The 25837-nt window shown below is 62.9% G+C and carries 20 protein-coding genes; 12 read left to right on the top strand and 8 right to left on the bottom strand.

The features are described 5' to 3' along the window. The first annotated feature begins 209 nt into the window (after positions 1-209). The 10 genes from PG898_RS16820 to PG898_RS16775 all read left to right on the top strand — a co-directional run bounded on the left by PG898_RS16820 (position 210) and on the right by PG898_RS16775 (position 15113). Positions 210-3053 (top strand): tape measure protein, encoded by a 2844-nt coding sequence (locus tag PG898_RS16820; RefSeq protein ID WP_270824616.1) that lies wholly within the window; start codon positions 210-212, stop codon positions 3051-3053. Next, positions 3050-3418: a hypothetical protein gene (locus PG898_RS16815; protein ID WP_171269048.1), complete on the top strand. Its 369-nt coding sequence runs from the start codon at positions 3050-3052 to the stop codon at positions 3416-3418. The genes PG898_RS16820 and PG898_RS16815 overlap by 4 nt, the downstream gene beginning before the upstream one ends. Next, complete coding sequence (locus PG898_RS16810; RefSeq protein ID WP_171269047.1) at positions 3415-7035, top strand: curculin (mannose-binding) lectin protein; 3621 nt, start codon at positions 3415-3417, stop codon at positions 7033-7035. Before PG898_RS16815 ends, PG898_RS16810 begins: the two co-directional genes overlap by 4 nt. A gap of 45 nt (positions 7036-7080) precedes the next feature. Further along, positions 7081-8271 (top strand): hypothetical protein, encoded by a 1191-nt coding sequence (locus PG898_RS16805; protein ID WP_171269046.1) that lies wholly within the window; start codon positions 7081-7083, stop codon positions 8269-8271. A 3-nt stretch (positions 8272-8274) separates the two neighbouring features. Beyond that, positions 8275-9435 (top strand): LamG domain-containing protein, encoded by a 1161-nt coding sequence (locus PG898_RS16800; protein WP_216368057.1) that lies wholly within the window; start codon positions 8275-8277, stop codon positions 9433-9435. Positions 9436-9463: 28 nt separating this feature from the next. Further along, positions 9464-9868 carry a hypothetical protein gene (locus PG898_RS16795; protein ID WP_171269045.1) on the top strand — a complete coding sequence of 135 codons (405 nt, stop codon included), beginning with the start codon at positions 9464-9466 and terminating at the stop codon, positions 9866-9868. A gap of 27 nt (positions 9869-9895) precedes the next feature. Next, the gene (locus tag PG898_RS16790; RefSeq protein ID WP_171269044.1) at positions 9896-11845 is read left to right on the top strand and encodes a hypothetical protein; all 1950 of its coding nucleotides are present in this window, start codon (positions 9896-9898) and stop codon (positions 11843-11845) included. Continuing rightward, a complete protein-coding gene (locus PG898_RS16785; RefSeq protein ID WP_171269043.1) occupies positions 11842-12066 on the top strand; it encodes a hypothetical protein in 225 nt (74 codons plus the stop codon). Before PG898_RS16790 ends, PG898_RS16785 begins: the two co-directional genes overlap by 4 nt. A gap of 214 nt (positions 12067-12280) precedes the next feature. Continuing rightward, the gene (gene fabV / locus PG898_RS16780) at positions 12281-13474 is read left to right on the top strand and encodes an enoyl-ACP reductase FabV (protein WP_139751411.1); all 1194 of its coding nucleotides are present in this window, start codon (positions 12281-12283) and stop codon (positions 13472-13474) included. 163 nt (positions 13475-13637) lie between these two features. After that, positions 13638-15113: a YfcC family protein gene (locus tag PG898_RS16775; protein WP_171269042.1), complete on the top strand. Its 1476-nt coding sequence runs from the start codon at positions 13638-13640 to the stop codon at positions 15111-15113. A gap of 65 nt (positions 15114-15178) precedes the next feature. Here PG898_RS16775 and PG898_RS16770 read toward each other — a convergent pair whose 3' ends face one another. Next, on the bottom strand, positions 15179-16393 hold the full coding sequence (locus PG898_RS16770; protein WP_005326864.1) for a pyridoxal phosphate-dependent aminotransferase: 1215 nt from the start codon (positions 16391-16393) through the stop codon (positions 15179-15181). 359 nt (positions 16394-16752) lie between these two features. Here PG898_RS16770 and PG898_RS16765 point away from each other — a divergent pair, with 359 nt between their 5' ends. Further along, complete coding sequence (locus PG898_RS16765) at positions 16753-16962, top strand: DUF1653 domain-containing protein (protein ID WP_005326862.1); 210 nt, start codon at positions 16753-16755, stop codon at positions 16960-16962. Positions 16963-17029: 67 nt separating this feature from the next. On the opposite strand, the gene PG898_RS16760 is transcribed toward PG898_RS16765, so the two are convergent. From PG898_RS16760 to PG898_RS16735, 6 genes are all read right to left on the bottom strand, one after another. Further along, entirely contained in the window at positions 17030-17287 is a 258-nt protein-coding gene (locus tag PG898_RS16760; protein WP_161507324.1) for a GrxA family glutaredoxin, read from the bottom strand. Between the two features lie 201 nt (positions 17288-17488). Beyond that, positions 17489-17617 carry a hypothetical protein gene (locus PG898_RS16755; RefSeq protein WP_270824615.1) on the bottom strand — a complete coding sequence of 43 codons (129 nt, stop codon included), beginning with the start codon at positions 17615-17617 and terminating at the stop codon, positions 17489-17491. Continuing rightward, positions 17604-19037 (bottom strand): D-alanyl-D-alanine carboxypeptidase/D-alanyl-D-alanine endopeptidase, encoded by a 1434-nt coding sequence (dacB, locus tag PG898_RS16750; protein WP_171269041.1) that lies wholly within the window; start codon positions 19035-19037, stop codon positions 17604-17606. Before dacB ends, PG898_RS16755 begins: the two co-directional genes overlap by 14 nt. Before the next feature lie 92 nt (positions 19038-19129). Then, positions 19130-20890, bottom strand: coding sequence for a DEAD/DEAH box helicase (locus tag PG898_RS16745; RefSeq protein WP_171269482.1), 1761 nt, complete (start codon positions 20888-20890; stop codon positions 19130-19132). A 116-nt stretch (positions 20891-21006) separates the two neighbouring features. Beyond that, positions 21007-22044 (bottom strand): HlyD family secretion protein, encoded by a 1038-nt coding sequence (locus PG898_RS16740; RefSeq protein ID WP_043129292.1) that lies wholly within the window; start codon positions 22042-22044, stop codon positions 21007-21009. 10 nt (positions 22045-22054) lie between these two features. Then, positions 22055-22387 carry a DUF3302 domain-containing protein gene (locus PG898_RS16735; RefSeq protein ID WP_005326851.1) on the bottom strand — a complete coding sequence of 111 codons (333 nt, stop codon included), beginning with the start codon at positions 22385-22387 and terminating at the stop codon, positions 22055-22057. Positions 22388-22612: 225 nt separating this feature from the next. On the opposite strand from PG898_RS16735, the gene PG898_RS16730 reads away from it, so the two are divergent. Next, entirely contained in the window at positions 22613-24247 is a 1635-nt protein-coding gene (locus PG898_RS16730; protein WP_226169571.1) for a mechanosensitive ion channel family protein, read from the top strand. 71 nt (positions 24248-24318) lie between these two features. On the opposite strand, the gene PG898_RS16725 is transcribed toward PG898_RS16730, so the two are convergent. Further along, on the bottom strand, positions 24319-25740 hold the full coding sequence (locus tag PG898_RS16725) for a carbon starvation CstA family protein (protein WP_005326847.1): 1422 nt from the start codon (positions 25738-25740) through the stop codon (positions 24319-24321). Positions 25741-25837 lie beyond the last annotated feature (97 nt).

The following is a 25837-nucleotide window of genomic DNA, read 5'->3' as shown; positions in this document are numbered from 1 at the left end:
ATGACTCATGATGAACCCTGTTCCATGGCTCCAGATGACAAACATGATCTCATATCAGGGACTTGTTCGCACCTTCCCTAGGTTAGATTAGCCTAATGTTAAAAAACCATTGCGGTCTTCCTGTGACCTATCTCAGTAATTCACCATAAATCCGCGTCTTCCCCCACCCCTTTACCATGGGGCAATCCAATTTTGTCAGGGTTGCCCCTATGTCCAGCACCAACCTCAAACTCGCCCTGGAGCTGGCGGCCAAGGTCACCGGCCGCGAGGACCTGGCCGCGCTGGCGGGGCAGGTGCAGGAGCGGGGCCCCCTATCTGACGAGACCGCCGCCGAGACCGAGCGCCTGGCGCAAACCCTGGAAGGTTTGACCCAGCAGCGCGACCTGATCGCCCAGTTCGAGGCCAGCGGCCGCGCCCTGACCCAGCTCGAACTGGCCACCATACTCTCCCGGGATAAGTTGGCCGAACTGCGCCGCGAGCAGCAGGGGGCGGCGGGTAGCGCTCGCCAGCTCACCGACCAGGAGCGACTGCTGGCTTCCGAGATCAAGCAGCTGGAGCGCCAACTGGTCGCCCAGGCTGCCAGCCATAGCCGCCTGCATGCCGGTCTCTCCCAAGCCGGGCTCGATACCCGCAACCTTGCCCAGGAACAGCAACGCCTGCAGCGGGAGCTGCGCGAGAGTGCGGCCCAGACCGACCGGCTGGGGCGTTCCCTGGTGCAGGGGGGGCAAGGCGCTGGCGGGTTCCAGGGGGCCATCGGTAGCCTGACCGGTCGCCTGGTAGCCCTGGCCGGTACCTGGTTCGGGATCCAGACCCTCACCAACCAGCTGGTCGCCATGTTCCAGACCGGCGATCAGGCCGAACGCCTTAGCGTCCAGCTCAAGGCGGTGATGGGGTCGATTGCCGGTGGCAAAGAGGCCTCCGCCTGGATCCAGGACTTCGCCAAGAACACCCCGCTGCAGCTCGACGAGGTCACCCAGGTCTTCGTGCGCCTGAAAGCCTTTGGCATCGACCCCATGAACGGCGCCATGCAGGGCATCGTCGATCAGGCCTACAAGCTGGGTGGCGGCTTCGAGGAGGTGCAGGGCATCTCCCTGGCGCTGGGCCAGGCCTGGGCCAAGCAGAAGCTGCAGGGCGAAGAGATCCTGCAGCTGATCGAGCGCGGGGTGCCGGTGTGGCAACTGCTGGAGCAGGTCACCGGCAAGAACACCGCCGAGCTGCAGAAGCTCTCGGAAGCCGGCAAGCTCGGCCGGGACACCATCCAGGCGCTGATGAACGAGATTGCCGCCCAGTCGAGCGGGGCGGCCGCCGCCAACATGAGCCTGCTCTCCGGGCTTATCTCCAACGCCCAGGACAACCTGGCCAAGTTCTACCGCATGGTGGCGGAGAACGGGGCGCTGACCTGGCTCAAGAACCAGCTGGCCAGCCTCAACCGTGAGTTTGACCAGATGGCCCAGGATGGCCGTCTGCAGGCGTGGGCCCAGCGTCTCTCCGACGGCATCGTCGGGCTTGGAGAATCCATCAAGAGCTTCATCCAGACCGTCTATGCCTGGCGCGATGCCTTGCTGGTGATGGCCCAGGCCTGGTTTGGCCTGAAAATCGCGGGCTGGATTGCCGATCTGCGCGGCCTCTATGGCCAGTTCGTCGCCCTGCCGGCGGCGACGGCCACGGCGGCGGGTGGCATGACCACGGCAGGGACGGCAGCGGCCGGGGCGACTATCGGCGTGCGGGCGCTGGGCATGGCCCTGAGGGCCCTGCTGGCTGCCGTGACGGTGGAGTCCATCATCCAGATCACCCAGTTCGCCGCCGCACTGCGCCAGTTGGTGCAGGCCGAGCTGGCGCTGCGAGAGGCGCAGGCCCAGCGTTCTGAAACCCAGGCCCGCCTGTCGGGGCAGCTCGCCGCCCTGTCTGGCGAACTGGGGCTTGCCATCACCAGCGTGGCGGAGCTGGACCGCCTGGTGGCCGAGGGCAAGGTGCATTACGACGAGGCGACCGGCAGCTGGCGAGCGGGGGCCGCCGCCGTTCAGGCGCTCGGCACCGAGGCCAAGCAGACCCGCGACTATCTGGATGAGATCAACGCCGTCGCCAGGAAAACGGCGGCAGAGCTCCCTGCCACGCTGGGCAAGGCTGCCCAGACCCTGGGGCTGGATTTCGAGCGGGCCAATGGCCGTATCGGTGAGAGCTTCAAGGAGACCCTCGGCGCCCTGGATACCCTGGTGCAGCACAGCGGCTCCAGTTCGGCGGCCTGTGAGGAGTACCTGGCGGCCGCGTTCAACCAGGCGAAGAACAGGGCCGAGATCGACGCGGTGATCGAACGCATGAAGGCGATGACCAAACAGGGTCAGCTCACCGGGGATGGCATCACCCGCTCCATGGCCATCGCGGCCGACGCCATGAGCAAGGTGAAGGGGGGCAGCGGTGACGCCAAGCAAGCTGTGGCGGCGATCGGCGATGGCTTCGACACCGCCGCCGCCCGGGCCAAGAGTGCTACCGATGCCATGCGCTCCGGCCTTCGCGGCGTGCAGGACGAAGCGGTGCAGACCGGCAACGCCGTGGCCTCGGCAGGTGGCGGGGGCGGTGCGGGCAGTGGCCGGGGGGAGGTCACCCGCAGCGTGGGCGCCGGCTCGTTCTTCTACAAGACCGTGGACATCAACAACCTGCGCGGCAATGCCGATGCCCTGGCTAACACGCTCGCCGGTGTGGAGGAGGAACTGGCCCGCTACAGCCAGAAGGTGCGCGATATCCCCGCCTACAGCGAGTGGAGCAAGTATTACGGCGAGAAGTTCCAGAAGGAGATGGAGGCCATGCGCACCAGGCTCCAGCAGGAGCTGAGCAAGGCTCAGGCCAAGGAATCAGAGAAGGTGCAGGCCCCCACACCGGCCCCCAGCCAAGCCGGACCATCAAGCGTTCCTCAGAGCTCATTCAGCCAGGGGCAGCCCCAGCGGATCATCATCGAGCTGCGTGCATCGAACGGCGCCAAGGCCGAAGTGCAGGCCGATGCTGCCAATGCCGCCGCCCTTATCAATCTCCTTAAACAGCAGGGACTGCGCTCATGAACGTCACCTTAAACGGCCTGCAACTGCCCGATGACCTCATCTGGCGAGACGAGTTCGATTGGGCCCCCGTCGAGCAAGTGGTCACGCCGACCCTTTCCGGTGCCCTCCTGGTCGAGGAGACGGCCAAGCCGGAAGGGCGCCCCATCACCCTGGTGGGCCATTGCCCACGAGCCACCGTGCTGTCGGTCAAGGCGCTGGAGGCCCAGGTGGCCCAGCTGATGACCTTGACCCTGCTCGACGGGCTGCAGCGGGAGGTGTTCTGGCGCCGGCCCGGCGTCGTGGCCACCCCCTTGATCGAGATGGCCGACCCCGAAGCGGGTGAACCTTATGCCCTGACCCTGAACTTTACCGAGGTGATCCGATGAGCATCTATTCCGGCGACATCAAGCTGCTCGGCAGCCAGCGCTTGACGGATACCCCCGATGGCGGTGGCCGGGTCACCGGCCGCGAGATCGTGAGCGGCGAGCACAACAGCCTGTTTCCAGACGTCAGCGATCTCGACCGCGCCTATGGGGTGGTCAACCTGCGCAAGGCGTTCCTCGCGGTGCAGACCGACGACACCGACACCTATTACGGCGCCAACACCACGGTGCTGCTGCCGCCGAGCGACCCCAGTGTGGGCCTGTGCCTGATGAGCACCGGGGATCACCACGACACCCGCGCCGAGGCCCGCGACGTGCTGGAGCGCTACCTGGCCCGTGGGCCCAAGTGGCGCGGCTTTCTGTACGACACCCAGCTGGAAGGGCAGCGGGCGATCCGCTTCTTCCAGCGGGTCGAGGTGCGCCTGCCGGAGGTGGGGGAGACCCTGGTGCTGGTCGGCGACGAGGGCAAGGCCGGCGAGTTCGAGCAGTACGTGCGCATCCTGGACGTGACCCAGCAACTGGCCAAGTTCAAGATCCAGGGTGAACCAGAGTTCACCCGCAATGTGGTGACCTGCACCCTGGCCGATCCGCTGCGCTACACCTTCGAGGGCGAGCAACCGACCCCCTATGACGTGGTGACCAACGTCAAGACCGCCCTGCGCGAGACCGTGGTGGCCGATGCGGCCAACTACTTCGCCACCACCAAGCTGGCCGAGGCGGTGAACCTGGGCGCCATGCAGGTGAGGGCCAAGACCATTTTCACCCAGCTGGTGCCGGCGGCCCGCAGCGAAACCCCGGCGGTGGACCTGACCGCCGCCGGCGAGCTGGCCAGCCTGGTGGATTCCGGCAAGGGACTGGTCACGTTCAATACCGTGGTCAGCATCGCCCCGAGCCGGGGCCTGTTCCTCGGCACCGGCGTGAAGCCGGGCACCCTGACCATCACCATCGGCGCCGCCGTCATCACCGACAAGGGCGGCGAACTGGTGGTGGCGGGGTCGGTGATCGGCGCCATCGACTACGGTCGGGGCCAGCTGGAGTTCAACGCCCAGTGCCCGAACTACGGCGCCGCGAGCAAGGCCGTCAGCTTCTGGCCAGCGGCCCGCCCGTCGCGCATCGCCGACACGGCGCAGATCGAGATCAAGGCCAACAACCGGGGCTATGCCTACACCATCACCCTGCAGCCGACCCCGGCGCCGGGCACCCTGACGGTGTCGTACATGGCACAAGGCAAGTGGTACGACTTGAAGGACAACGGCCGGGGCGAGCTGTTCGGGTCGGATCGTTCCTACGGGTCTGGCGTGGTCAGCCATGCCACCGGCTCGGCCATGCTGACCCTGGGGGCACTGCCGGACGTGGACACGGCGATCCTGTTCAGCTGGGCGACCCCGGTCAACTACACCAACCGCAGCGGCCAGGCCATCAGCATCAGCAAGAGCGCCTGGCAGCTGCCCCACACCGGCATCACCCCCAAGAGCCTGATCCTGACCTGGGGGAACGGCAAGACCGCCAACGATGCGGTGGGGGATGGGCGGATCCGGGGCGACATCACCGGCACCATCAACTACGCCGAGGCCATCATCGACCTGGAGCACATCACCCTGCCGGCACTGGGTCAGGAGTACGTGGCCCAGTACCAGTACGGCGAGCCGGTGACCGAGCGCCACATCGAGCCGGGGCGCCTCAGCACCCCCGGCCAGGTGGGGCACCTCTCCATCACCCTGGACGGGGATGGGGGCGGCGTCCACAACCTCACCCCGGGGTCGGTGCGGGTGAAGTTCAACGCGCTGTACGCCATCGTGGCAGCGTCAGAGCGGATCCTCTCCATCGAGAAGAAGGACCCCATCATCACCCTCACCGATGACGGCCAGGGCAATCTGAAAGATGCCAGCGGCAACGTGCTGGGGGCCATCGACTACAACGCCGCCACCCTGCATTTCATGCCGGATGGCACCGCCCTGCTGCCCGAACCCACCTATGCCTGGGTGCCGGCGGGCAGCCACCAGGACCCGGTGACGGGCACCTGGTACACCGACATGCGCTGGACCCTGACCGGCATCCAGTACGTCAACACCGCCTACACCTTCCCCGATGGCGAGGGGGGCTGGGTCGATGTGACCTACCGCAACAACAACAGCGCCCAGGCCCAGAACGCCACCCTGACCGCCCAGGCGCTGCGCATCGACGTGACCCCCGGGTTTTCCGAGGCGATCCTGGAGGGTTCGATGCGCTTCACCCTGGGCGGGTCCACCTATGTGGACCGGCAAGGGCTGCTCTACCGCGACCCGGATCCGGCGACCGGCGCCGGCATCCAGGCGGGCACCATCGACTACAGCAACGGGCTGGCGGTGCTGGCCGACTGGGCGGCGGGGCAGGGGGCCCAGCCGTCGCTGCAGTCCCTGGCCACCTCGTTTAACGTCCAGTCGGTGGACATGGTGACCTTCCGCACCCCGGGCGCCCCCGTGGCCCCGGGCAGCCTCTACATCAGCGCCAACACCGCCACCGGTCGGCGCATCGAGGCGACGGCGGATGGGGACGGCTATTTCACCACCGCCGACATGGATGGTCGGGTGAACTACCAGACCGGCGTGGCGACGGTGCGCTTTGGCCGTCAGGTCACGGCCGCCGGCAACGAGGCCGAGCCCTGGTATGACGCCGAACTGGTGGGGGAGGACGGCAAGATCTGGCGGCCGCTTAGCGTGGTGGCCGATACCATCCGGTTCAACTGCGTGGTGTTCAGCTACCTGCCGCTCAATGCCGATGTCATCGGGCTGGATCCGGTGCGGCTGCCGTCAGACGGGCGGGTGCCTTTCATCCGCAAGGGCTACATCGTGGTGATCCACAGTACCCAGAAGGCGGCCTTCCCGCTGGGGGTGTCGGCGGGGCAACAGCTGAATGCCAATCGGGTGCGGCTGGCCCATGCCCATGTGGAGGACAAGGATGGCAAACAGCTGGCCACGTCGCTCTACAGCGTCAACCTTGACAGCGGCGTGGTGACGCTTGCCAGCCCCTTGAACCTGACCGGTTACGCCGAACCCCTCTACGTGGTGCACCGCATCGAGGACATGAGCCTGGTCAGCGACGTGGAGATCTCGGGCCGGCTCAGACTGGCCAGGCCCTTGTCCCACGCCTATGACGCCGCCGATACCCTGGTGTCCAGTGCGCTCATCATCGGCGACTTGTGGGCGCGTTACACCGGGCTGTTCGATCAGAAGAGTTGGACCAATGTCTGGTCTGATTACCTCATCGGCGACCAGTCCACGGCGCAGTACAACGACACCGACTACCCGATCCTGGTCACCAACCGCGCCACCCTGCAGGAGCGCTGGGCCATCATCTTCAACTCCAGCACCACCTTTGTGCTGGTCGGGGAGCATGTGGGTCAGATCGCGGTGGGGGACGTGAACACCGACCTGGCGCCCATCAACCCCAACAACGGCCAGCCCTATTTCAGGCTGGATCACCGTGGCTGGGGGGCGGGTTGGTCGAGCGGCAACGTACTGCGCTTCACCACCCAGGCGGCGGCCTATCCGCTCTGGGTGATCCGCACCATCCTGCAGTCGGTGGCGGCGCAGGAGACCGACAAGTTCGAGCTGCAGCTGCGCGGCAACGTCAACCGTTAACCGGGTGGGGCAATCTGCCCCACCCCAACCAATCAGGAGAACACCATGGCTTTTCCGGTGAAATGGTATGCGAGTCAAATGCAGGGTGCGCCCAGCCTGGGGGATGCCAGCGCCGGGGCCCTGACGGCCTTGCTCAAGGCGGTGCTGGTGACCGGGTTCGGCACTCTTACCCTGACCAGCCTGGTGTGGGATGCCACCGAGGGGGCTGCCAAGGCCACCATCGCGGGCGGGCATGCCTATCTGAAAGACTCGGTGATCGAGGTGAGCGGCGCCAGCCCAGCCGCCTACAACGGCGAGCACAGGGTCAAGAAGGTGAGCAGCACCGAGGTGTGGTTTGAGCTGGACGGTGGCAACCCGGGCTCTGCCGGCAGTGGCACCATGTCGATGAAGGTGGCCCCCCTCGGCTGGACCCTGACCCATGAGAGCGGTGACGGCATGGTGGCCATCTACCGGCCGACCAACGTCAGCGAGTCGGGCAACGTCAGCCTTCGCATCGACAACACCGCATTTAGCGGCTGGACCGGTGCTGCGAATGCCCACTTGGCCAAGGTATTGGTGGTCGAGGATGTGGTGGACATCAACACTTTCACCACTGTCACCGAGGGGCGCTGGCCCGCAACGGGGCGTTATAGCGACAAGCGCTGGGATCTGATAGGCGATCCCCAGCTGTTCTATTTCATGCCCGCTTACGCCGCTGCCAATTACCAGTTCATGTACCATTTTGGCTACATCAAGAGCCTGCGGCCAGGCGACCGCTATCATGCGGTGTTCAACTCCTATCCCTCCCTGCTGGCCACCGATGTATCGCGCAACTGGAGCATTGGGGGTGGGGCTAACAACTCATCTTATGGCAATAACTGGCCACTGTTCGACAGCGTTGATAGTTATCTGGCCCGTCCTTTTCATCAATTGTTCGGCACCACGACCTTCTGGCGAAAGGGGCTGTTTGGCCGCTTTGGTACGGGCATGAATGTGCCGAACGGGCCGGATAATGGATTCTATCTTTCCGCCGACCCGGTGATGGTGATGGAGACGAACAGCCATCTGAGGGGGTATCTGCCTGGCCTCATCTGCCCGTTTTCCAGCCCTTTAGATTGGCACCGCAAGAACTTTGCGGGGCTCCCGGCCCTGCCTGCCAAGACTGTGCGGTTTATCCTGTTGGGTTATTCCCAAAGCCAGAACCCCGCATCCCAAGTTTGCTTGGTGGGATTTGACCTGACCGGCCCCTGGAGGTAACAGATGGCGAACGATCAAGCCTTGCGCGACCTGATACTGGCCAGCAACCCGGTGGTGTATTACCCGTTGGATAACTTGGCCAACCTTGGTCAGGATCTGTCGAGCAATGCCCACCATGGCAGCCAGAGCGGCACATTCAGCCAGCAGACCAGGCAACTGGGTGGGATGGATGTGGTCATGACCAAGGGAGAAAACACCCCCCTGGTGACGGTGCCAGACAGGCCGGAATTTCGGGGCACCACGCTGACCGTTGAACTGGTGGTTGCCGATATTGGCGACAACAATCTGGTGTGGCTGGAGCGCAACGGGTTGAACAACAACTGGTCAGTTCAATCTCTCGCATCCACTCAACCCTCGGCCGCCGGAAAGCCCCCCGCCATGCTCGGTTTTCTTGGCGTCCCCCAAAGCCCGGACGTCTATCTGGGTGGTGCGGCCAATTTGCCCCCGGTGGCGCATATCATCTTGATGTTCCAAGGGCCTCGGATGTGGTCGGTGGTTAACGGGGCTCTGAGCCCTGTCAGCAATCTGCCGGGGAGTGGGGTGCAAGCCACTCAGACCTCCATCCCCGTGCATATCTTCTCACGGGGTGGGGCCAATGGCGCCTTGGGGCTGATGGCGCACGTAGCCATCTACAACCGCCTGCTGACCAGTGATGAGCTGCTGGCTCGCGCCCAGCTGTTTTCGGGTATCGCCATGGGGTGGAAGGCATCACCGCTCACTGCCATCCCTGCCAACGAGGAGCCCCGCAGCCAGTTCGAGCCGCAGGATGTTGAGTGGCGTGGTAGCCCAGGGGCAGTTTATGCCGGCCCCATGCCTGCCTTGTCGGTGACGACCGACCCGCTCTGTCAGGGGCAGGATCTGAACTGGGTCAGGGATGGAAACCAGAACGTGCTGCAGGGCTACATCGAGAGCACCGTCACCATCGACGGGGAGGGGGTCAGGCGCCGGGTGCTCTGCTTCGACCAGGCGGGCAACCTTATCGGGGAGACCTACAGCCGGGCCTCTGATGGCAAATACCGGTTCGATCTGCTCTGGCTCAACCGCCGTTACATGCTGGTCGCCCAGGACGATCCCGCCTTCGGCCCCGCCGATTACAATGCGGTTGCGGCCGACTTCCAGCTCCCCACCCCCTACGCCCCCGGTGAGGGGGTTGGCCTGGTCTGACCGGGCCGCACTACCTGCGGAGGTTGATATGCTCGTGTTTTCTGACGCCCTGCGCACCAGTCGCGCCCAGCTGCTGGCGGCCGCCATCGACGAGGGCAGCGCGGGGGCTGCGACCCTCAAAATCTACACCGGCCCGAGACCCGCCCCCGGGGCGGCCATCACCGACCAGGTGCTATTGGTGGCGTTGCAGTTCACCCACCCTTGCGCCCAGAGCGTGACGGGCGGGGTGCTGACCCTCAAGCCCCTGGCCGAGCAGATGGCGACCGCCAGCGGGATCCATGCCTGGGGTCGCATTGCCGACCGGGACGGCGACTTTGTGGCGGATCTAGACGTGGGGCCACCCGGCTTCGGTGCCGACATCGAGATCCCGGCCAATGAGCTGTATGAGGGCGCCATGGTGCGCATCAACACCGCCACCTTTACCGAACCCTAACCGCTCCCCGTGAGCCCCGAGGTCAGCATGGCCAGAACAGACGCCCGGCTGGAGCTGTGCAAAGCCCGCAGGAGCAGCGCAGCCCTGGAGCTGAACCCGCTCCTGGTGGTGCGCTATGTGGCCGTGTTGCAGGGTACTTGCCTGCCCCCCACGTTTGCCAGCTCCCCCGGGCTGGTGCTGCCCGCTGTGTTGCAAGGGCATGTCCAGGCGCCGCTGGCAGACGTGGCGGTGACGGCAATCCACCCGGCCACCTTGGTCAGCACGGCGCCCGCCATGGTGACCGACATCACCGCCAGCGTGGTGATCGAGGCCGGCTTGGCCGTGACGGCCCGCCCCGCGCTCTACCAGTTCGAGGCCGATTACGACATCAATGTATTCAGGGGGCCGAGTCACATCAGTCAGGGGCATTGGAACCTGGCGCCAGAGGTAACGGCCAGCGTGGCGAGCGACTGGTCGCGCCCTGATGTGTTGCAGACGACCAACGTCAGCGACTGGCAGGAGGGGGCCCCGCTGACCGCCACCGTGGTGGATCTGAGCGCTCAGATGCCCCGCTGTACTGCGTTGAAACAGGAGCGCTTTACCGAAGGCCTGCCGCTGGGGGTGAGCCATGGCCAAGGCTTCACCAGCCTGCCACCGGGTCATGCCATCAATCAGTCGTTGTGGGCCGAGGGGATTGCCCTCGGCCATTGGCAGGTCGGTGGTTATCGCGATCCCCCCCGCCAGAACAAGGTCTGGCAGGCCGACAGCTGGCAGGAGGGCGTCCCGCTCGGGTTCATCCTTACTGGCCAGCGCTGGCAGCTTGGCCCGTCTCTTCATAAGGGCTGGCTGGACAGGTGGGAGGAGGCGATGCAGCCCCCCTGGGGGACCAGCTCGCCCCCCAAGCCGCCCATCAAGCCGGAGCGGCCAGACAAACGCACCAAGGCGCTGGTGTTTGGCCGACCCCGTGGGGATGCCTCCCTGGAGTTTGTTTGGTTCGGGCAGGCCCACATCGTTATTCCAACCCGGAGGGTTTACCTGGTGAGCAACGCAGCAAGCATTGTGCGGGTCAGGGATGGGATCGACATTCCCGCCACCTCGCTGAGCATCGAGCTCGATACCGACTCTTGGGCCTGGCAGTTCACGGCCCAGATCCCGCGCATCGCGGCGGCCGAAATGACGGACGAGGAGGAGGTGAGCATCCATGTCAATGGCCAGCAGTGGGATTGCGTGTGCGATGGCTGGCAGTCGAATCAGAGCTTTGCCCGCGAGTCGGCGACCCTGACTGGGCGCTCTCGCACAGCCTACTTGTCGCCGACCCACGTGTTACCCCAGGCGGTGAGTGAGAGCGGGGCGGCAACGATGGCCCAGTTGGCGGAGTCCCTGCTGCCGTTCGGCTGGACACTGGACTGGCAGGCGCCGGATTGGCTGGTACCTGGCGGTTTCTTCAGCCTGGACAGTCAGACCCCCATCGAGGCGATCAAGTACCTGGCCGAGGCGGCGGGCGGGTTCGTGCTGCCGCATCAACGCGATCGGCACCTGGTCATCAAACCGCGCTATCCGACCGTGCCCTGGCAGCTCGACGGGGCGCTGGCCGACGTGGCCATCCCCCGCGCCATCATCACGACGCTGGGTAGCGACTTCCAGCCGGGGCAGGCGGCGAACGGCATCTATGTCAGCGGTGGTCATCAGGGCATCAATGGACGAGTATTGCGCCAAGGCACGGCAGGGGATCGGCAGGCACCGGCCATCACCCACCCGCTGGTGTGTGATGTGGTGGCGGCCCGTGCTCAGGGTGTGGTGGGGCTGGCCAAGACCATGCCGAGGCGCACCCAGACCATCCAGCTGCCGTTGTCTGCCGATACGGGTCTCATCCTGCCCGGGGCGTTGCTCGCGGTGGATGGCTGGAAGGGCTTTAACCGAGGTGTCAGGGTCGCGGTTGAATTGGAGGGCCGGGCCATGACGGTGCGCCAGCAACTGAGTGTGGAGCGATTTTTATGAACCTGTTCAAGCAATTCCAGGAGCTGATACCCGGTGCCGACCCGTTGCTGGTTGGTACCGTCAGTGCAACGACGGTCACCAGTACCACACTGGAGACCCCGGGAGGGGGGGTGGTGATCGTGCGAGGGGGAGGTGTGGCCATCGGCCAGAAGGCGTTCTATCAGAGTGGTGCTATCATTGGGCCCGCCCCTGATTTACCAACCTATGAAATCGAGGTTTAAGTCTCTGTTAAGCGCCTTTCAATCTTGGCGATTCCTGATTCACCGAGTTTGATAAACGCGGCCGAGCTCTGTTTATCGTTTTACCCAGAAGTGTTTTTCATTTTTCGCGGCGGGCTACATTTCCCCGCAGTTCAACACATCAGAGCACCATAGCGGGTCACAATGAGGTATCTTATGCCACGATTTCATCCATTTAACGGTGTCGAGACCCCATATGATTATCAAACCCAAGGTTCGCGGCTTTATCTGCACCACCACTCATCCGGTCGGTTGTGAAGCCAATGTTCGTCGCCAGATTGCTTACACCCAGGCCAAGGGCACCATCGAGAATGGTCCCAAGAAGGTACTGGTGATCGGCGCCTCCACCGGTTATGGTCTGGCCTCCCGGATTGCCACTGCCTTCGGTAGCGGCGCCGCCACCATTGGCGTCTTCTTCGAAAAGCCGAGCTCCGAGACCAAGACGGGCTCCGCCGGCTGGTACAACTCCGCCGCCTTCGACAAGGCTGCCAAAGAGGCTGGCCTCTACGCCAAGAGCGTGAATGGTGACGCCTTCTCCCACGAGTGCCGCGCCAAGGTGATCGAGCTCATCAAGCAGGATTTGGGTCAAATCGATCTGGTGGTCTACTCCCTGGCCTCCCCGGTACGCAAGATGCCGGATACCGGTGAAGTTGTGCGCTCTGCTCTCAAACCGATCGGTGAGGTCTACACCTCCACTGCCATCGACACCAACAAGGATCAGATCATCACCGCCACCGTCGAGCCGGCGAATGAGGAAGAGATCCAGAGCACCATCACCGTCATGGGCGGTCAGGATTGGGAGCTGTGGATGGCTGCCCTGCGTGATGCGGGCGTGCTGGCCGACGGCGCCAAGTCCGTGGCCTACTCCTACATCGGCACCGATCTGACCTGGCCCATCTACTGGCATGGTACCCTGGGCCGCGCCAAGGAAGATCTGGACCGCGCCGCCTCCGCCATTCGTGGCGATCTGGCCGCCAAGGGCGGCACTGCCCACGTGGCCGTGCTGAAATCCGTGGTGACCCAGGCCTCTTCAGCCATTCCGGTGATGCCGCTCTACATCTCCATGGCCTTCAAGATCATGAAGGAGAAGGGCATCCACGAAGGCTGCATGGAGCAGGTGGATCGCATGCTGCGTACCCGCCTGTACGGCGCTGATCTGGCGCTGGACGAGCAGGCCCGTATCCGCATGGATGACTGGGAGCTGCGTGAAGACGTGCAGCAGACCTGCCGCGATCTCTGGCCCTCAATCACCACGGAGAACCTGTCCGAGCTCACCGACTACGCCGGCTACAAGCAGGAGTTCCTGCGCCTGTTCGGTTTCGGTCTGGACGAGGTCGATTACGATGCGGATGTGAATCCGGATGTGACATTCGACGTGGTCGAGCTCTGAGCCTGACTCAAGTGAAAACAGGGCCCTGCGGGGCCCTGTTTTTTTGGCAAAAATCCCGTCATGTTGCGGAATTTTATTATCGACGATCACCTTTTTCCCATATCAAACCCGCTAGGCTTGCGCTGTTTGGATCACATGACGGCATTGCCGAGGTACGGAAGCTATGACCACATCAACCGCGGCGCCCAAGAAGCGCCAACTCCCCACTGTCTATACCCTGCTTTTCATCATCATCGCCTTGATGGCGGCCCTGACCTGGGTGCTGCCGGCGGGCAAATACAACTACCTGACCGCCAAGACCCAGCAGCCTGTTGCGGCGGCGGCCGTGGCCGACTACAGCGGCGACGAGCGGCTGCTGCCGGTGCCCGGCAGCTACACCGAGCTCCCCTCCCAACCGCAGGGGGTGTTCGAGGTGCTCAAGGCACCGATCCAGGGCTTTCACAAGGCGGCCGATGTGGCGCTGTTCGTGCTCATCATCGGCGGCTTTCTGGCGGTGACCATGCAGAGCGGGGCGCTCGATGCCGGGGTGGGGGCCATAGTGCGCGCCTTCGCCGGGCGCGAGCGGCTGCTTATTCCTGTGCTGATCGCTTTGTTCGCCCTCGGTGGCTCCACCTTCGGCATGGCGGAGGAGACGGTGGCCTTCTGGGCGCTCATCGTGCCGGTGATGATGGCCGCTGGCTTCGATCGCATGGTGGCGGCGGGGATCATATTGCTCGGCTCCGGGGTCGGGGTGCTGGCCTCCACCGTCAACCCGTTTGCCACCGGCATCGCCTCCGGTTTTGCCGGCATTCCCATCGGTGAGGGGATTGGCCTGCGGGTCATCCAGTGGCTGCTGCTGGTGATCTTCGCCTCCTGGTTCGTGATGCGCTACGCCAAGCAGGTGCAGCAGGACAAGTCCCGCTCCGTGCTGGCCGACATCGTCTATGACGACGAGTTTTCCCAGATGAAGAGCGGCAATCTCGCCTTCACCGGCAAGCAGAAGCTCACCATGCTGGTCTTCTTCGGCACCTTCCTGCTGATGATCTATGCCGTGGTGCCCTGGTCGGATCTGGGCATCGATCTGCTGCCTACCTTAGGCTGGTGGTTCGACGAGCTCTCCACCCTGTTCTTCAGCGCCTCCATCCTGATTGCGATCATCAACCGGATGCCGGAGTCCAACTATGTGGCGACCTTCCTCAACGGTGCACGGGATCTCATCGGGGTGGCCCTGGTGGTCGCGGTGGCGCGGGGTATCTATGTGGTGATGGAGCAAGGCGTCATCATCGACACCATATTGCACTGGGCCGAGGGGCTGGTGAGCGGGCTGTCGTCGTCGGTCTTCATCCTGATGGCCTATCTGGTGCACATCATCCTGAGCTTCTTCATCCCCTCCACCTCGGGGCTGGCGACCGTCTCCATGCCGCTGATGGGGCCGCTGGCGGACTTCTCCGGCATCTCGCGGGATCTGGTGATCACCTCCTATCAGTCTGCCTCCGGCTGGATCAACCTGTTCGCTCCCACCGCCGCCCACCTGGTGGCGGGGTTGGCGCTCGCCAGGATCCCCTACGATCGCTTCGTGCGCTGGGTACTGCCCTTCATCCTGGGCGTCGCTCTCATCACCATGGGGGTGCTGGTGGCTGGCGCCCTTCTGCACGGCTGACGGCACGGATAAAAAACGACAGATAACAAAAAGGCTCCCGAGGGAGCCTTTTTGATGAGTGGAGCTTACTGCTTGTAGCTCTTGAGGAAGCGGGCGAGGCGGCCGATGGCCTCTTCCAGCTCCTCTTCCCGGGGCAGGAACACCAGCCGGAAGTGATCCGGCGCGGGCCAGTTGAAGCCGGTGCCCTGCACCAGCAAGAGCTTCTCCTGCTGCAACAGATCGAACACCATCTTCTGGTCGTCGCGGATGTCATACACCTTGGGATCCAGACGCGGGAACATGTAGAGCGCCCCTTTGGGCTTGACGCAGGAGACGCCGGGGATTTCGTTCAAGAGCTCCCAGGCCTTGTCCCGCTGGCGGCGCAGGCGGCCGCCCGGCAGGATCAGCTCGTTGATGCTCTGATAGCCACCCAGGGCGGTCTGGATGGCGTGCTGCATGGGCACGTTGGCACAGAGCCGCATGGAGGCCAGCATCTCCAGCCCTTCGATATACCCTCTGGCGCGGCCCTTGGGCCCGGTGATGACCATCCAGCCCTGACGGAAACCACAGGCGCGGTAGGCTTTGGAGAGGCCGTTGAAGGTCACCACCATGACGTCGTCACACTGGGTGCAGACGCTGGTGTGGGAGATGTCGTCGTAGAGGATCTTGTCGTAGATCTCGTCGGCGAAGATGATGAGATTGTGCTGGCGGGCTATCTCGATCAGTTCCAGCTGAAATTCGCTGCCGTAGACGGCGCCGGTCGGGTTGTTCGGGTTGATCAGCACCAGGCCGCGGGTGCGCGGGGTGATGCGGGCGCGGATGTCGTCCAGATCCGGATGCCAGTCGGCCCCCTCATCGCAGCGGTAGTGCACCGCATGGCCACCGGAGAGGGTGACGGCGGCGGTCCACAGCGGGTAGTCGGGGGAGGGCACCAGCATCTCGTCGCCGTTGTTGAGCAGCGCCTGCATGGCCATGACGATGAGTTCGCTGGCGCCATTGCCGATGTAGATGTCGTCGATGTCGACCTTGCGCATCCCCTTTTGCTGGTAATACTGCATCACCGCCTTGCGGGCCGAGAAGAGACCCTTGGAGTCGCAGTAGCCCTGGCTCTGGGGCATGTTGAGGATCACATCCTTGATGATCTCTTCCGGCGCATCGAAGCCGAACGGGGCCGGGTTGCCGATGTTGAGCTTGATGATGCGGTGGCCTTCGTCCTCGAGACGGCGGGCCTCTTTATGCACCGGGCCGCGAATGTCATAGCAGACATCGTCGAGCTTGTGCGACTTGTCGATAGTGAACATGGTGAGCGTGATTCCTTCCCCTGGGGGCGCGTTGGCAGAAAAGCTTTTTTTAGTATCAAATTTCTCTACCCCTATTCTTCACAGAATTGAATGCTAGAACAATCTAATTTATGGAATAAATCCCTGATATTTACCCCTGAAACAGGGTTGCTAGTCTGTTAAATTCAGCAGGATCGTTTGCCTCTCTCTCGCGAGACTAGTGAAAGATGAGGGCGAGGTTCATAAAGCAGTAAGAGTGTATTGAATTATCCACCTCATCTGGCACGATTGGCTGGGGGAAAAATCTGCTCCAACCCCTGCTGCCGGCCTAGTGCGCGCGCAGCTCATGGCGTCTTTTCATCCTGTCATCGAGGCTCTTCATGCACGCACCTGCCACCGGTCGCTACCGCCACTTCAAGGGGGGTTACTATCAAGTGCTCGCCCTGGCCCTGCACACCGAAACCCAGGAACAGCTGGTTGTCTACCAATCCGAGCAGGATGGTCAGGTCTATGCCCGCCCGGTCGCCATGTTCATGGAGTGGATCGAGCATCAAGGGCAGGTGGTGAGCCGCTTCACGCCGGTGGCGTGAGCCTGGCTCGTTGCCATGAAAAATGAAAAAAGGCGCCTGAGGCGCCTTTTGCATTGGGAAAACTGTCTTACAGACCCAGATTGGCTCTGGCATAGGCTTCGAAATCGGTACAACCACCGATGTGCTGCTCGTCCAGGAAGATCTGCGGCACCGTGGTGACGGGCTTGCCCGCCTTGGCGGCGAGATCGTCCTTGGTAAGACCGGCGACGTTGATGTCCACATAGCGGAACTCGAAGTCATCGCGCTCCTCGGTCAGCTGCTCGGCAACCTGCTTGGCACGAACGCAATAAGGGCAACCCGGGCGACCATAAATTTCTACAAACATCTTTTCTCTCCGTTAGATAAGGCCGTTGAGACGAGGCTGGCGACAGCATAGCCTCGGCTCCTGGCCAGTCAAAGCTGAAAATTCCGATACGTCTATTCGCCGTGCTCGATTGCACCCCGGACAGGTGCCGCCACAGGGGGCGGCACCTGGCACGGCATTCTGAATTGGCAGCGGCGAGGGGGGTCCCTCCTCAAGCCAGACTTACTGTTCGGCAATCTGGATGGGTTGCTGCTGATAGATGCTCTCCAGCACCCCTTTCTCGAACACTGTCCAGGTGATGGGGCAGCCTTGCTGGCAAGGCCACCCATATTGTTCATCACTGTTCGGCAATCTGGATGGGCTGCTGCTGATAGATGCTCTCCAGCACACCCTTTTCGAAGACGGTCCAGGGCCAGGCGGCCTTGCTGGCGCGGTAGCGCTCGTGGGTCGCCGGATCCTGGGAGAGGCCGCGCTGGAACATGACAAACGCCTTGCGCTGGCCACCCGCGGTGTCGATGAAACCGGCTAGGTTGGAGGTGCCGGTGATGGTACCTGTCTTGGCGTGCACCTTGTTCTTCATCATGGGGGCGGTGACGCTGCGTCGCCAGGCCAGGGTGCCGTCCACCTGGGAGCTTGGCAGCAGCTTGATGAAGTCGAGCTCGGCGTCGTTCGTCTGGATGAAGTGGAGCACCGACAGCATCTGGCGTGCACTGATGAGATTGTGGGCGGAGAGGCCGGAGCCGTCGGCCAGGGTGGCGTTGCCCAGATCGATGCCGTGCTTGGTCAGGATGGCGCGCACCGCCATGGTGCCGCTGCGATAGCTGCCCGGCTTGTTGTAGTAGTGACGACCCACGGTTTTGAGGAAGGTGTCGGCGTAGAGGTTGTCGGATTTCTTCAGCATCTTGGCAAGCATCACCGGCAGGGAAACCGAGTAGTGGGTGGCCAGCGTCTCGGCGCCAACCGGTGTCTTGTGGGTGACCCGCAGCAGGCCGTCGTGGCTGATCCCGGCACGGTTCATGGCCCAGCGGATGTTGTCCCAGCCCCAGGCTTCCACGTCGTGGATGGCAAAGCGCAGCCCCTGCGGCTCCTTGTTCGGGGTGATGCAGCCCTTGAGCTCGTAGAAGTTGCCCTTGGCCATGTCCACTTCCAGGGCGCAGAACTGACGCGCCATGTCGCCATAGCTCATCACCTCCACGTTGTCGGCGCCGATGCCGATGGGGACGCCGGTGGCGACGTTGCCCACGGCAGGCTTGCCAATCTGGGTGGCGGTGACGGTGCCGTAGGCACAGTTCTTGTCGATGATGACGGCCGAGACGGGAGCCGCGAAGCAGAGGGTCTGATCCCCCCAGGACCAGCCGTTGCCACGCTCATAGCCGTTGTAGGCGCCGGTGTTGACGTAGACGTTGCCCTGGATGCGGGTGACGCCGAGCTGCTTGAACAGGGCCACCAGATCCATCCGCGACAGGGTGGGGTCGCCGACGAAGTTGATCCAGATGTCGCCATTGATGGCATTGCCCTGCCTGGCGCCGGGCTGTGCCTGGATGTCGGTGGCGAAACGGAAGTCGGCGCCGAGCTCGAGGCGGGCGGCCAGGGCGGTCAGCACCTTCATGGTGGAGGCGGGGGCTATCATGTCGTCGGCGTGACGGGCAAACTCCACCCCGTTGTTGCCCTGGACGATGACGGCGTACTGGCCCCCCTTGGGCGGGGTCAGCGGGGTGGCCTGGGCCACCAGAGAAAAGAGAGCACAAAAACCAATCAACAGCCGCTGCATAGGATCCTCTAACTGAACGAAGGGCGCCGGCAGTGCGAAGCGCCCCTGATAATCAAACCTGGTTACTGTCATTTGCCCGCCAGACGATGTGGCTAGGCGAGTGAGTTGGCAGTGCGGTACCGCCCTTCATAGTCAAAAATTTTCTCCTTCACCTGCCAGAAACGCCCAGACTTGCGGGCGATGACGAAATCCGGGTGACGAAACTGGTTCGATACGGCCAGCACGCTCGCCAGGGTGGTGAATTCGGGCTCCAGGCCCGGGGCGGGCCAATGATGGCGCACAAAGTGTTGTTGAAACAAGCGTCGTGCACCGCTGGTATGAAAGGCGAAGTACTCCGTCAGGGTGAGACCGTCCTCATCGTGATAGGTCACTTCCAGCCGTTCTCCCTGTTTGCCGCGCCCTGCGGTGAGGGTGAGTCCCGCGCAGCGGATCACCATGCAATCCTTGAGATTGAGCGCCTCCTTGAGCTTGTCATCCGGATCCACCAGCAGCTGATCGCAACTCTGGCAGCGGCGGGCGGCGATGTCGTTTTCGGCGCCGCAAGCGGGACAGATCTTGGCGCGAAAGCGGTAGTCGCACTCCTCGCGGTGGCCCTCGTCATCTTCAAACAGCCCCTGACAGCGGCGGCCGTAGTGCTCGATCACCTTGCCCTCCTCGTCGGTTTTTCCCCAGAAGGTGTTGGCAAAGCCGCAGGCGGGGCAGGGCACCTGCACCGGCTCTGTACCGGCGTGGGGTCTGGGCTCCCCCACCTCGGGGGCGAACAGGTTGAAGTTGTTGCCCGCGTAGTCGAGCACCAGACAGTCGGTCTTGCCCGGCGAGAGACGCAGGCCCCGGCCCACGATCTGCTGATAGAGGGACACCGATTCCGTGGGGCGCAGCATCACGATGAGATCGACGTGAGGGGCATCGAAACCGGTGGTGAGCACCGCTACATTGACCAGAAACTTGATCTCCCGCCCCTTGAAGGCATGGATGAGGGCATCGCGCTCCGGCCCCGGCGTCTCGCCGGTGACGAGGGCCGCCGTCTGGGCTTTTGCCTGCAGCAGCCCCTGAATTTCCCGGGCGTGTTCGACGGTGGCGGCGAAGATCATCACCCCCTGGCGCTCGCGGGCATATTCCAGCACCTGGTTCAGGATATGGGGGGTAACCCGCTGCTGGCGTTTGAGCTCGCCATTGAGGTCTGCCTCGCTGAACAGACCGTTCTCCCGCGCCACCAGCTTGCTGAAGTCGTAGTGGACTATGGGGGCATCGATCATGCGCGGTGGCGTCAGGTAACCATTTTTGACCATGAAACGCAGCGGCAGCTCGAACACACAGTCGCCAAACAGCCGCTCGCCGTGACTCTTGACCATGCCGTGGTAGTGGCGCCGGTAGATCCAGCCCAGCCCGAGCCGATAGGGCGTGGCGGTGAGACCGAGGATCTTGAGGGCCGGATTGGCGGCCTTGAGATGGCCTAACACCTGATGGTACTGGCTGTCGTCATCTAGCGAGACCCGGTGACACTCGTCGATGATGAGCAGCGAGAAGGCGCCGTCGAAGGTATCCAGATTGCGCGCCACCGACTGCACCGAGCCGAACACCACCTGGGCGCTCGCCTCCTTGCGGGCGAGCCCTGCGGCAAAGATGTCGGCCTTGAGTCCCCAGGCCTCGTACTTGGCGTGGTTCTGCTCCACCAGTTCCTTGACGTGGGCCAGCACCAGCACCCGACCACGGGCCTTGCGTGCCAGTTCGGCGATCACCAGACTCTTGCCCGCCCCGGTGGGCAGCACCACCACGGCGGGATCCGGGTGCTTGCGAAAGTGGCTGATCACGGCGTTGACGGCGTCGGTTTGATAGGGTCTGAGAACGAACATGAGGGGGTGGTGTTTGGACATGGTGCGGCGCAGGATGGCGCCATTATAGGGATCTTGGGGCCACAAAAACAGCGGGCCGGCATGATTGCCGGCCCGCAGGTACCACCAAGGCGCGCTTAGTGGAAGGGGAACAGGTAATTGAGCCAGCTACCCATGCGCATCAGGATCTTGCGCATGATGGCCACATGGTGGACATGCTCGGTGTAGATGGCTGCCTGGCCGCTGGAGCCCGCGATCACCTGATACTTGGCCCACTCGGGGTCGGTGATCTCAAGGATGATGGGCAGGCGGCCCGGTACCTGGGCTGTGGTCTGATCGATGAGACCTGCCTGGGCCTGGATGTTGCCTGGTGCCATGGCGGGGATCACCGACAGCACCCTGGCCTTGAATATCTTGCCTGGGATACCGTCCAGTACCACCTCGGCCTCATCGCCATCCTTGAGCCGCTGCATGCTGTTTTGCCAGAACCAGCCGACGTAGGCATTTTCATCTTCATGGATGAAGGTCATCACGGGGCGATACATGAAGGGGGTGGCGATCATGCCCGGACGCAGCGCCAGCTGCACCACGTGGCCGTCGCTCGGGGCATAGACCACGGTCTGAGCCAGCTCGTACTTGGCGATGTTGAGCTGGGCGCTCAAGTCATCCAGCGACGCCTTCTGCTGGTCAATCTGGGCGACGATGTCGTCCACGTTGGCCTGGGTCACGTCGAGATCCCGCTGCTTGCCGATGCCGCGACGCATCAGCTCCTGAGCACGATCCCGGTCCAGGCTGGCGGAGCGCAGTCTGGCATCGAGGGCTTTGAGGAAATCCTTGTTGGAGGCGAGCCGTGCGGTCAGGCTGGCGACTTTCTCCTGGAAGGGCACAGCATCGAGGCGAAACAGCACATCACCCTGCTTGACCGGCTGGTTGGCCTTGACCGGCACCTCGATCACGCGACCCTTGACCAGGGGAACGACGGGGGTGGAGACGTAGTAATTGCGCGCCAGTTCGGAATAGGGGTGGTTGTAGTTCATCAGGACGATGAGGGCGCCGATGATGAAGACACCGCCGAGCACGGCGGTCGGTACAGTCCACTTGTTTAGCGGGATCTTGAAGATCTTGAAAATCCCTACACAGATGGCCGTATAGGTGAGGATAAGTAGCAAGTCCATGAAAGATTACCTATTTGTCGGTCTGTTCGAGCGTGGTCATGCGGGCCTGCAGGGCGGCAAGCTCTTGCTTGAGCGCGTTGATCTCATCTTCGTCTTTCTGCAATCGTTGATTGAAGCCCCAGCCGCGATCGGGACGATACACAGTGGCCCAGATCCAGAGGAAAGGCCAGAGCACATGCAGGGTGAACAGGCTGACCCAGCCGGCCACGTGAATAGCATCCTGGTGGGGGTGATTGCGATGTTTGGCAATCTCATACGGAATGTCGTGGATGACGATGATCCCGTAGAACATGACCAAGACGACGAACACCAATATTCCCAGGGCAATGTAATCAAGTACCATCGATTTCTCCCATCTTAGTCGCGAGGTAATGCCTTGTTTCGTCTAGACAAGGCATCCGGCCATGATGACAGCATATTAGCTGAGTGCAATAGTGCAACCGGGGAGTTGATATTCCGGTACAGGCTCGGTTAAACGCTTGGTTATTTATCATGCGCCATGAATTTCCTTCTATAAAATCAATCAGGAAAGAGATTCGTATGTCTCGTAGCATAAAAGGGTGGTGCGATGGAGAGGCGATGCAGGATAAGCCGCTGGTTGGCGGTGTTGCTGTTGTTCAATATCACGTTGATTGGCAGGCCGTGGGCAGCAGAGCCCAGGCTGGAGCCAACCGAGCAGGAGAAGGCACAGACACTGGTGTTGCTTCACGAACCCATCGTCATGCTCCAGGCCAAGTTTGGCCGCCTGGACGGAGCGGCCAGGGTCCGATTGACCCATGAACGGATCCAGCGTCTGGATCCCGCCGACCTGATCCCTCCTATCACCGTTCTCAAAGGCAGCCGGCAAGGTCAGGAAACGCGGGAGTTTATGGTCAACGGCAAGCGGATCCTGGTGCTGGTGGAAGGCGACCTGGAGGCTCTCGACGAGCTGACGCTGGAGCAGGCTAGCGAGCTTGTCCGGCAGCGGCTCGACAGGGTACGCCTCAAATACCTTGAGTTACACTCGACCCCCTATCTGGTGAAGGCTGGCGGCATGGCGCTCCTGGCCAGCGTGCTCTTCTTCGGCCTCATCTGGTCGCTGCAATGGGGGCATCGGCGGGTCAGGAAGTGGCTCGCCAATCGTCTGCTGCTGCAGAAGGGATTGATCCCCCACCAGTGGCGTCAAGTAGCGGGCAACGTGGAGGTCCGCTTGCTCGGCCTCCTGACCCTGCTGCTGCTCTTCATGCTCACCTATGGCTGGCTCACCTATGTGCTCGGCCTCTTCCCCCATACCCGGGCCTGGAGCGAGCAACTGGGTGACTCCCTGTTTACTCTGTGCGGCGACATGCTGGAGGGCATGATTGCGGCCATGCCCGGCCTGGTGACCGTGCTGTTGATTGTCGCCATCACCCGCTTCTTCATCCGGATGCTGGCCATTCTCTTCGATCGCATCGAGCAGGGACAGTTTCGTGTGCAGGGGTTGCACGCCGAGACCATTGGGGCCACCCGGCGGCTACTCTCCGTGGTGATCTGGCTGTTTGCCCTGACGGTGGCCTACCCCTATCTGCCCGGTGCCGACTCCGACGCCTTCAAGGGGATCAGTGTCTTCTTTGGCCTGATGGTGACCCTGGGATCGGCGGGGATCATGAACCATGCCATGAGTGGCCTGGTGCTCATCTATTCTCGTGCCCTGCGACCCGGCGATCTGGTGCAGATTGGCGAGGTGGAGGGGATGGTGAGCGAGCTCAATGCCCTCTCCACCAAGCTGGTGACACGTCAGGATCACGAGGTCACACTGCCCAACGCCGTGGTGGTGGGGGGCAAGGTGGTGAACCTGACGCGGCTGGCGGGGGAGAAGGGGATCGCACTGCTGACCAAGGTGACCATCGGCTACGATGCGCCCTGGCGCCAGGTGCATGCCATGCTGGAGCTGGCGGCCCGGCGCTGCACCCAACTCAACCAGGACGAGCCGCCTCTGGTGCGCCAGCTGAATCTGCAGGATTGGTACGTGGAATATGAGCTGCAGGTACGGATGAAAGACGGCCTGCTGCCTGCCGTGGTCAAGACGGAGCTTCACGGGCATATCCAGGATGTGTTCAACGAGTTTGGAGTGCAGATCATGTCCCCCAACTTCATTGCCCAGCCGGAGCAGGCGGTGCTGGTGGCCAGGGAGCACTGGTACCAGGCGCCTGCCGAGGGGCCCGGAGCGACCAGCAAAGGGTAAGCCCCTGGAAAATGAAGAGGCCCGGCAGCAATGCCGGGCCTCTTGTCATGGGGAAAGTGCAGTCTCGCGACTCAGCTCTCCTTGGCTTCCCTCAGCTGGGAGGGCCTGAACTTTATCAGGAAGGCCAGGGTGATCAGGGCCGTGCTCACCAGACCGATGATGGTGGATACGTTCATCGCCAGCCCGAAACCGATGGGGGCGTTGGCCAGGTAGGTGATCACCACGGCGGTCATGAAGATGGCGGGGATGGTGCAGATCCAGTGCAGCTTGCCCTCCTTGATGAGGTAGGCAGCCGCAGCCCACAGCATGATGACGGCCGTGGTCTGGTTGGCCCAGCCGAAGTAGCGCCAGATCACCCCGAACTCGGCCTTGGAGATGATGAAGCCGAGGATGAACATGGGGATGGCGATCAGCAGACGCTTGGCCAGCGGCTTCTGGGTCATCTTCAGGAAGTCCGCCACGATGAGGCGGGCACTGCGAAACGCGGTGTCACCCGAGGTGATGGGCAGGATTACCACGCCCAGGATGGCGAGGATGCCGCCGACGGTGCCGAGCAGGCTGGTGGAGACTTCGTGTACCACAGCCGCCGGGCCGCCGTTGGCCATGGTGGCGTTGAGCGCTTCGGTGCTGTCGTAGAAGGAGAGACCCAGGGTGCACCAGATAAGGGCGATGATGCCTTCACCTATCATGGCGCCGTAGAAGATGAAACGGCCGGACTTCTCGTTCTGCATGCAGCGCGCCATCAGCGGAGACTGGGTGGCGTGGAAGCCCGAGACCGCGCCGCAGGCGATGGTGATGAACAGCAGCGGCCAGAGCGGCAGCTCGGTCGGGTGCAGGTTGGAGAAGTCCATCCCGGTGTTGTAGAAGCCCTTGCCCGAGACGATGAGGCCGACGATGAGACCGACCGACATGAACACCAGCAGGGCGCCGAAGATGGGATAGAAGCGGCCGATGATCTGGTCGATGGGGACTATGGTGGCGAGGATGTAGTAGGCAAAGATCGCCACGATCCAGTAGACCAGGTCGGTGGAGGTGAGGTTGGCCAGGAGGCCCGCCGGGCTCAGCACGAAGACCACGCCCACCAGCATCAGCAGCACCACGGCGAACAGGTTCATGAAGTGCTTGGCGGCAGTGCCGAGGTGTTCACCGACCACGGTCGGCACAGAGGCGCCCTTGGCGCGCACCGACAGCATGCCGGAGAAGTAGTCGTGTACCGCGCCCGCAAAGATGCAGCCGAACACTATCCAGAGCATGGCGACCGGGCCGTAGAGGGCGCCGAGTATGGGGCCGAAGATGGGGCCGACGCCGGCGATGTTGAGCAGTTGAACCAGGTAGACTTTCTTGTCCGACATGGGGACATAGTCCACGCCATCGGCCATGGTGATGGCGGGGGTGGCAAGTTCGGGTTTCGGGCCGAATATCCGCTCGACGAATTTGCCGTAGATGAAGTAGCCCGCGACCAGCAGACCGACACAGAGGAAGAACCAGATCATTGTTACGCTCCAGCATTGTTATTTTATGGTGTGCGCGGTCAGTCTAGGTGGGGACTTCTGTTAACGGCAGGTAAAAGCGGGTGAGCGGCGACATGGC

The organism is Aeromonas sp. QDB31 (assembly GCF_027707605.1).
Classification (GTDB): Bacteria; Pseudomonadota; Gammaproteobacteria; order Enterobacterales; family Aeromonadaceae; genus Aeromonas; species Aeromonas media.
The sequence above is the reverse complement of the archived record's forward strand: the minus strand, read 5'-3'. Positions and strand labels throughout refer to the sequence as shown.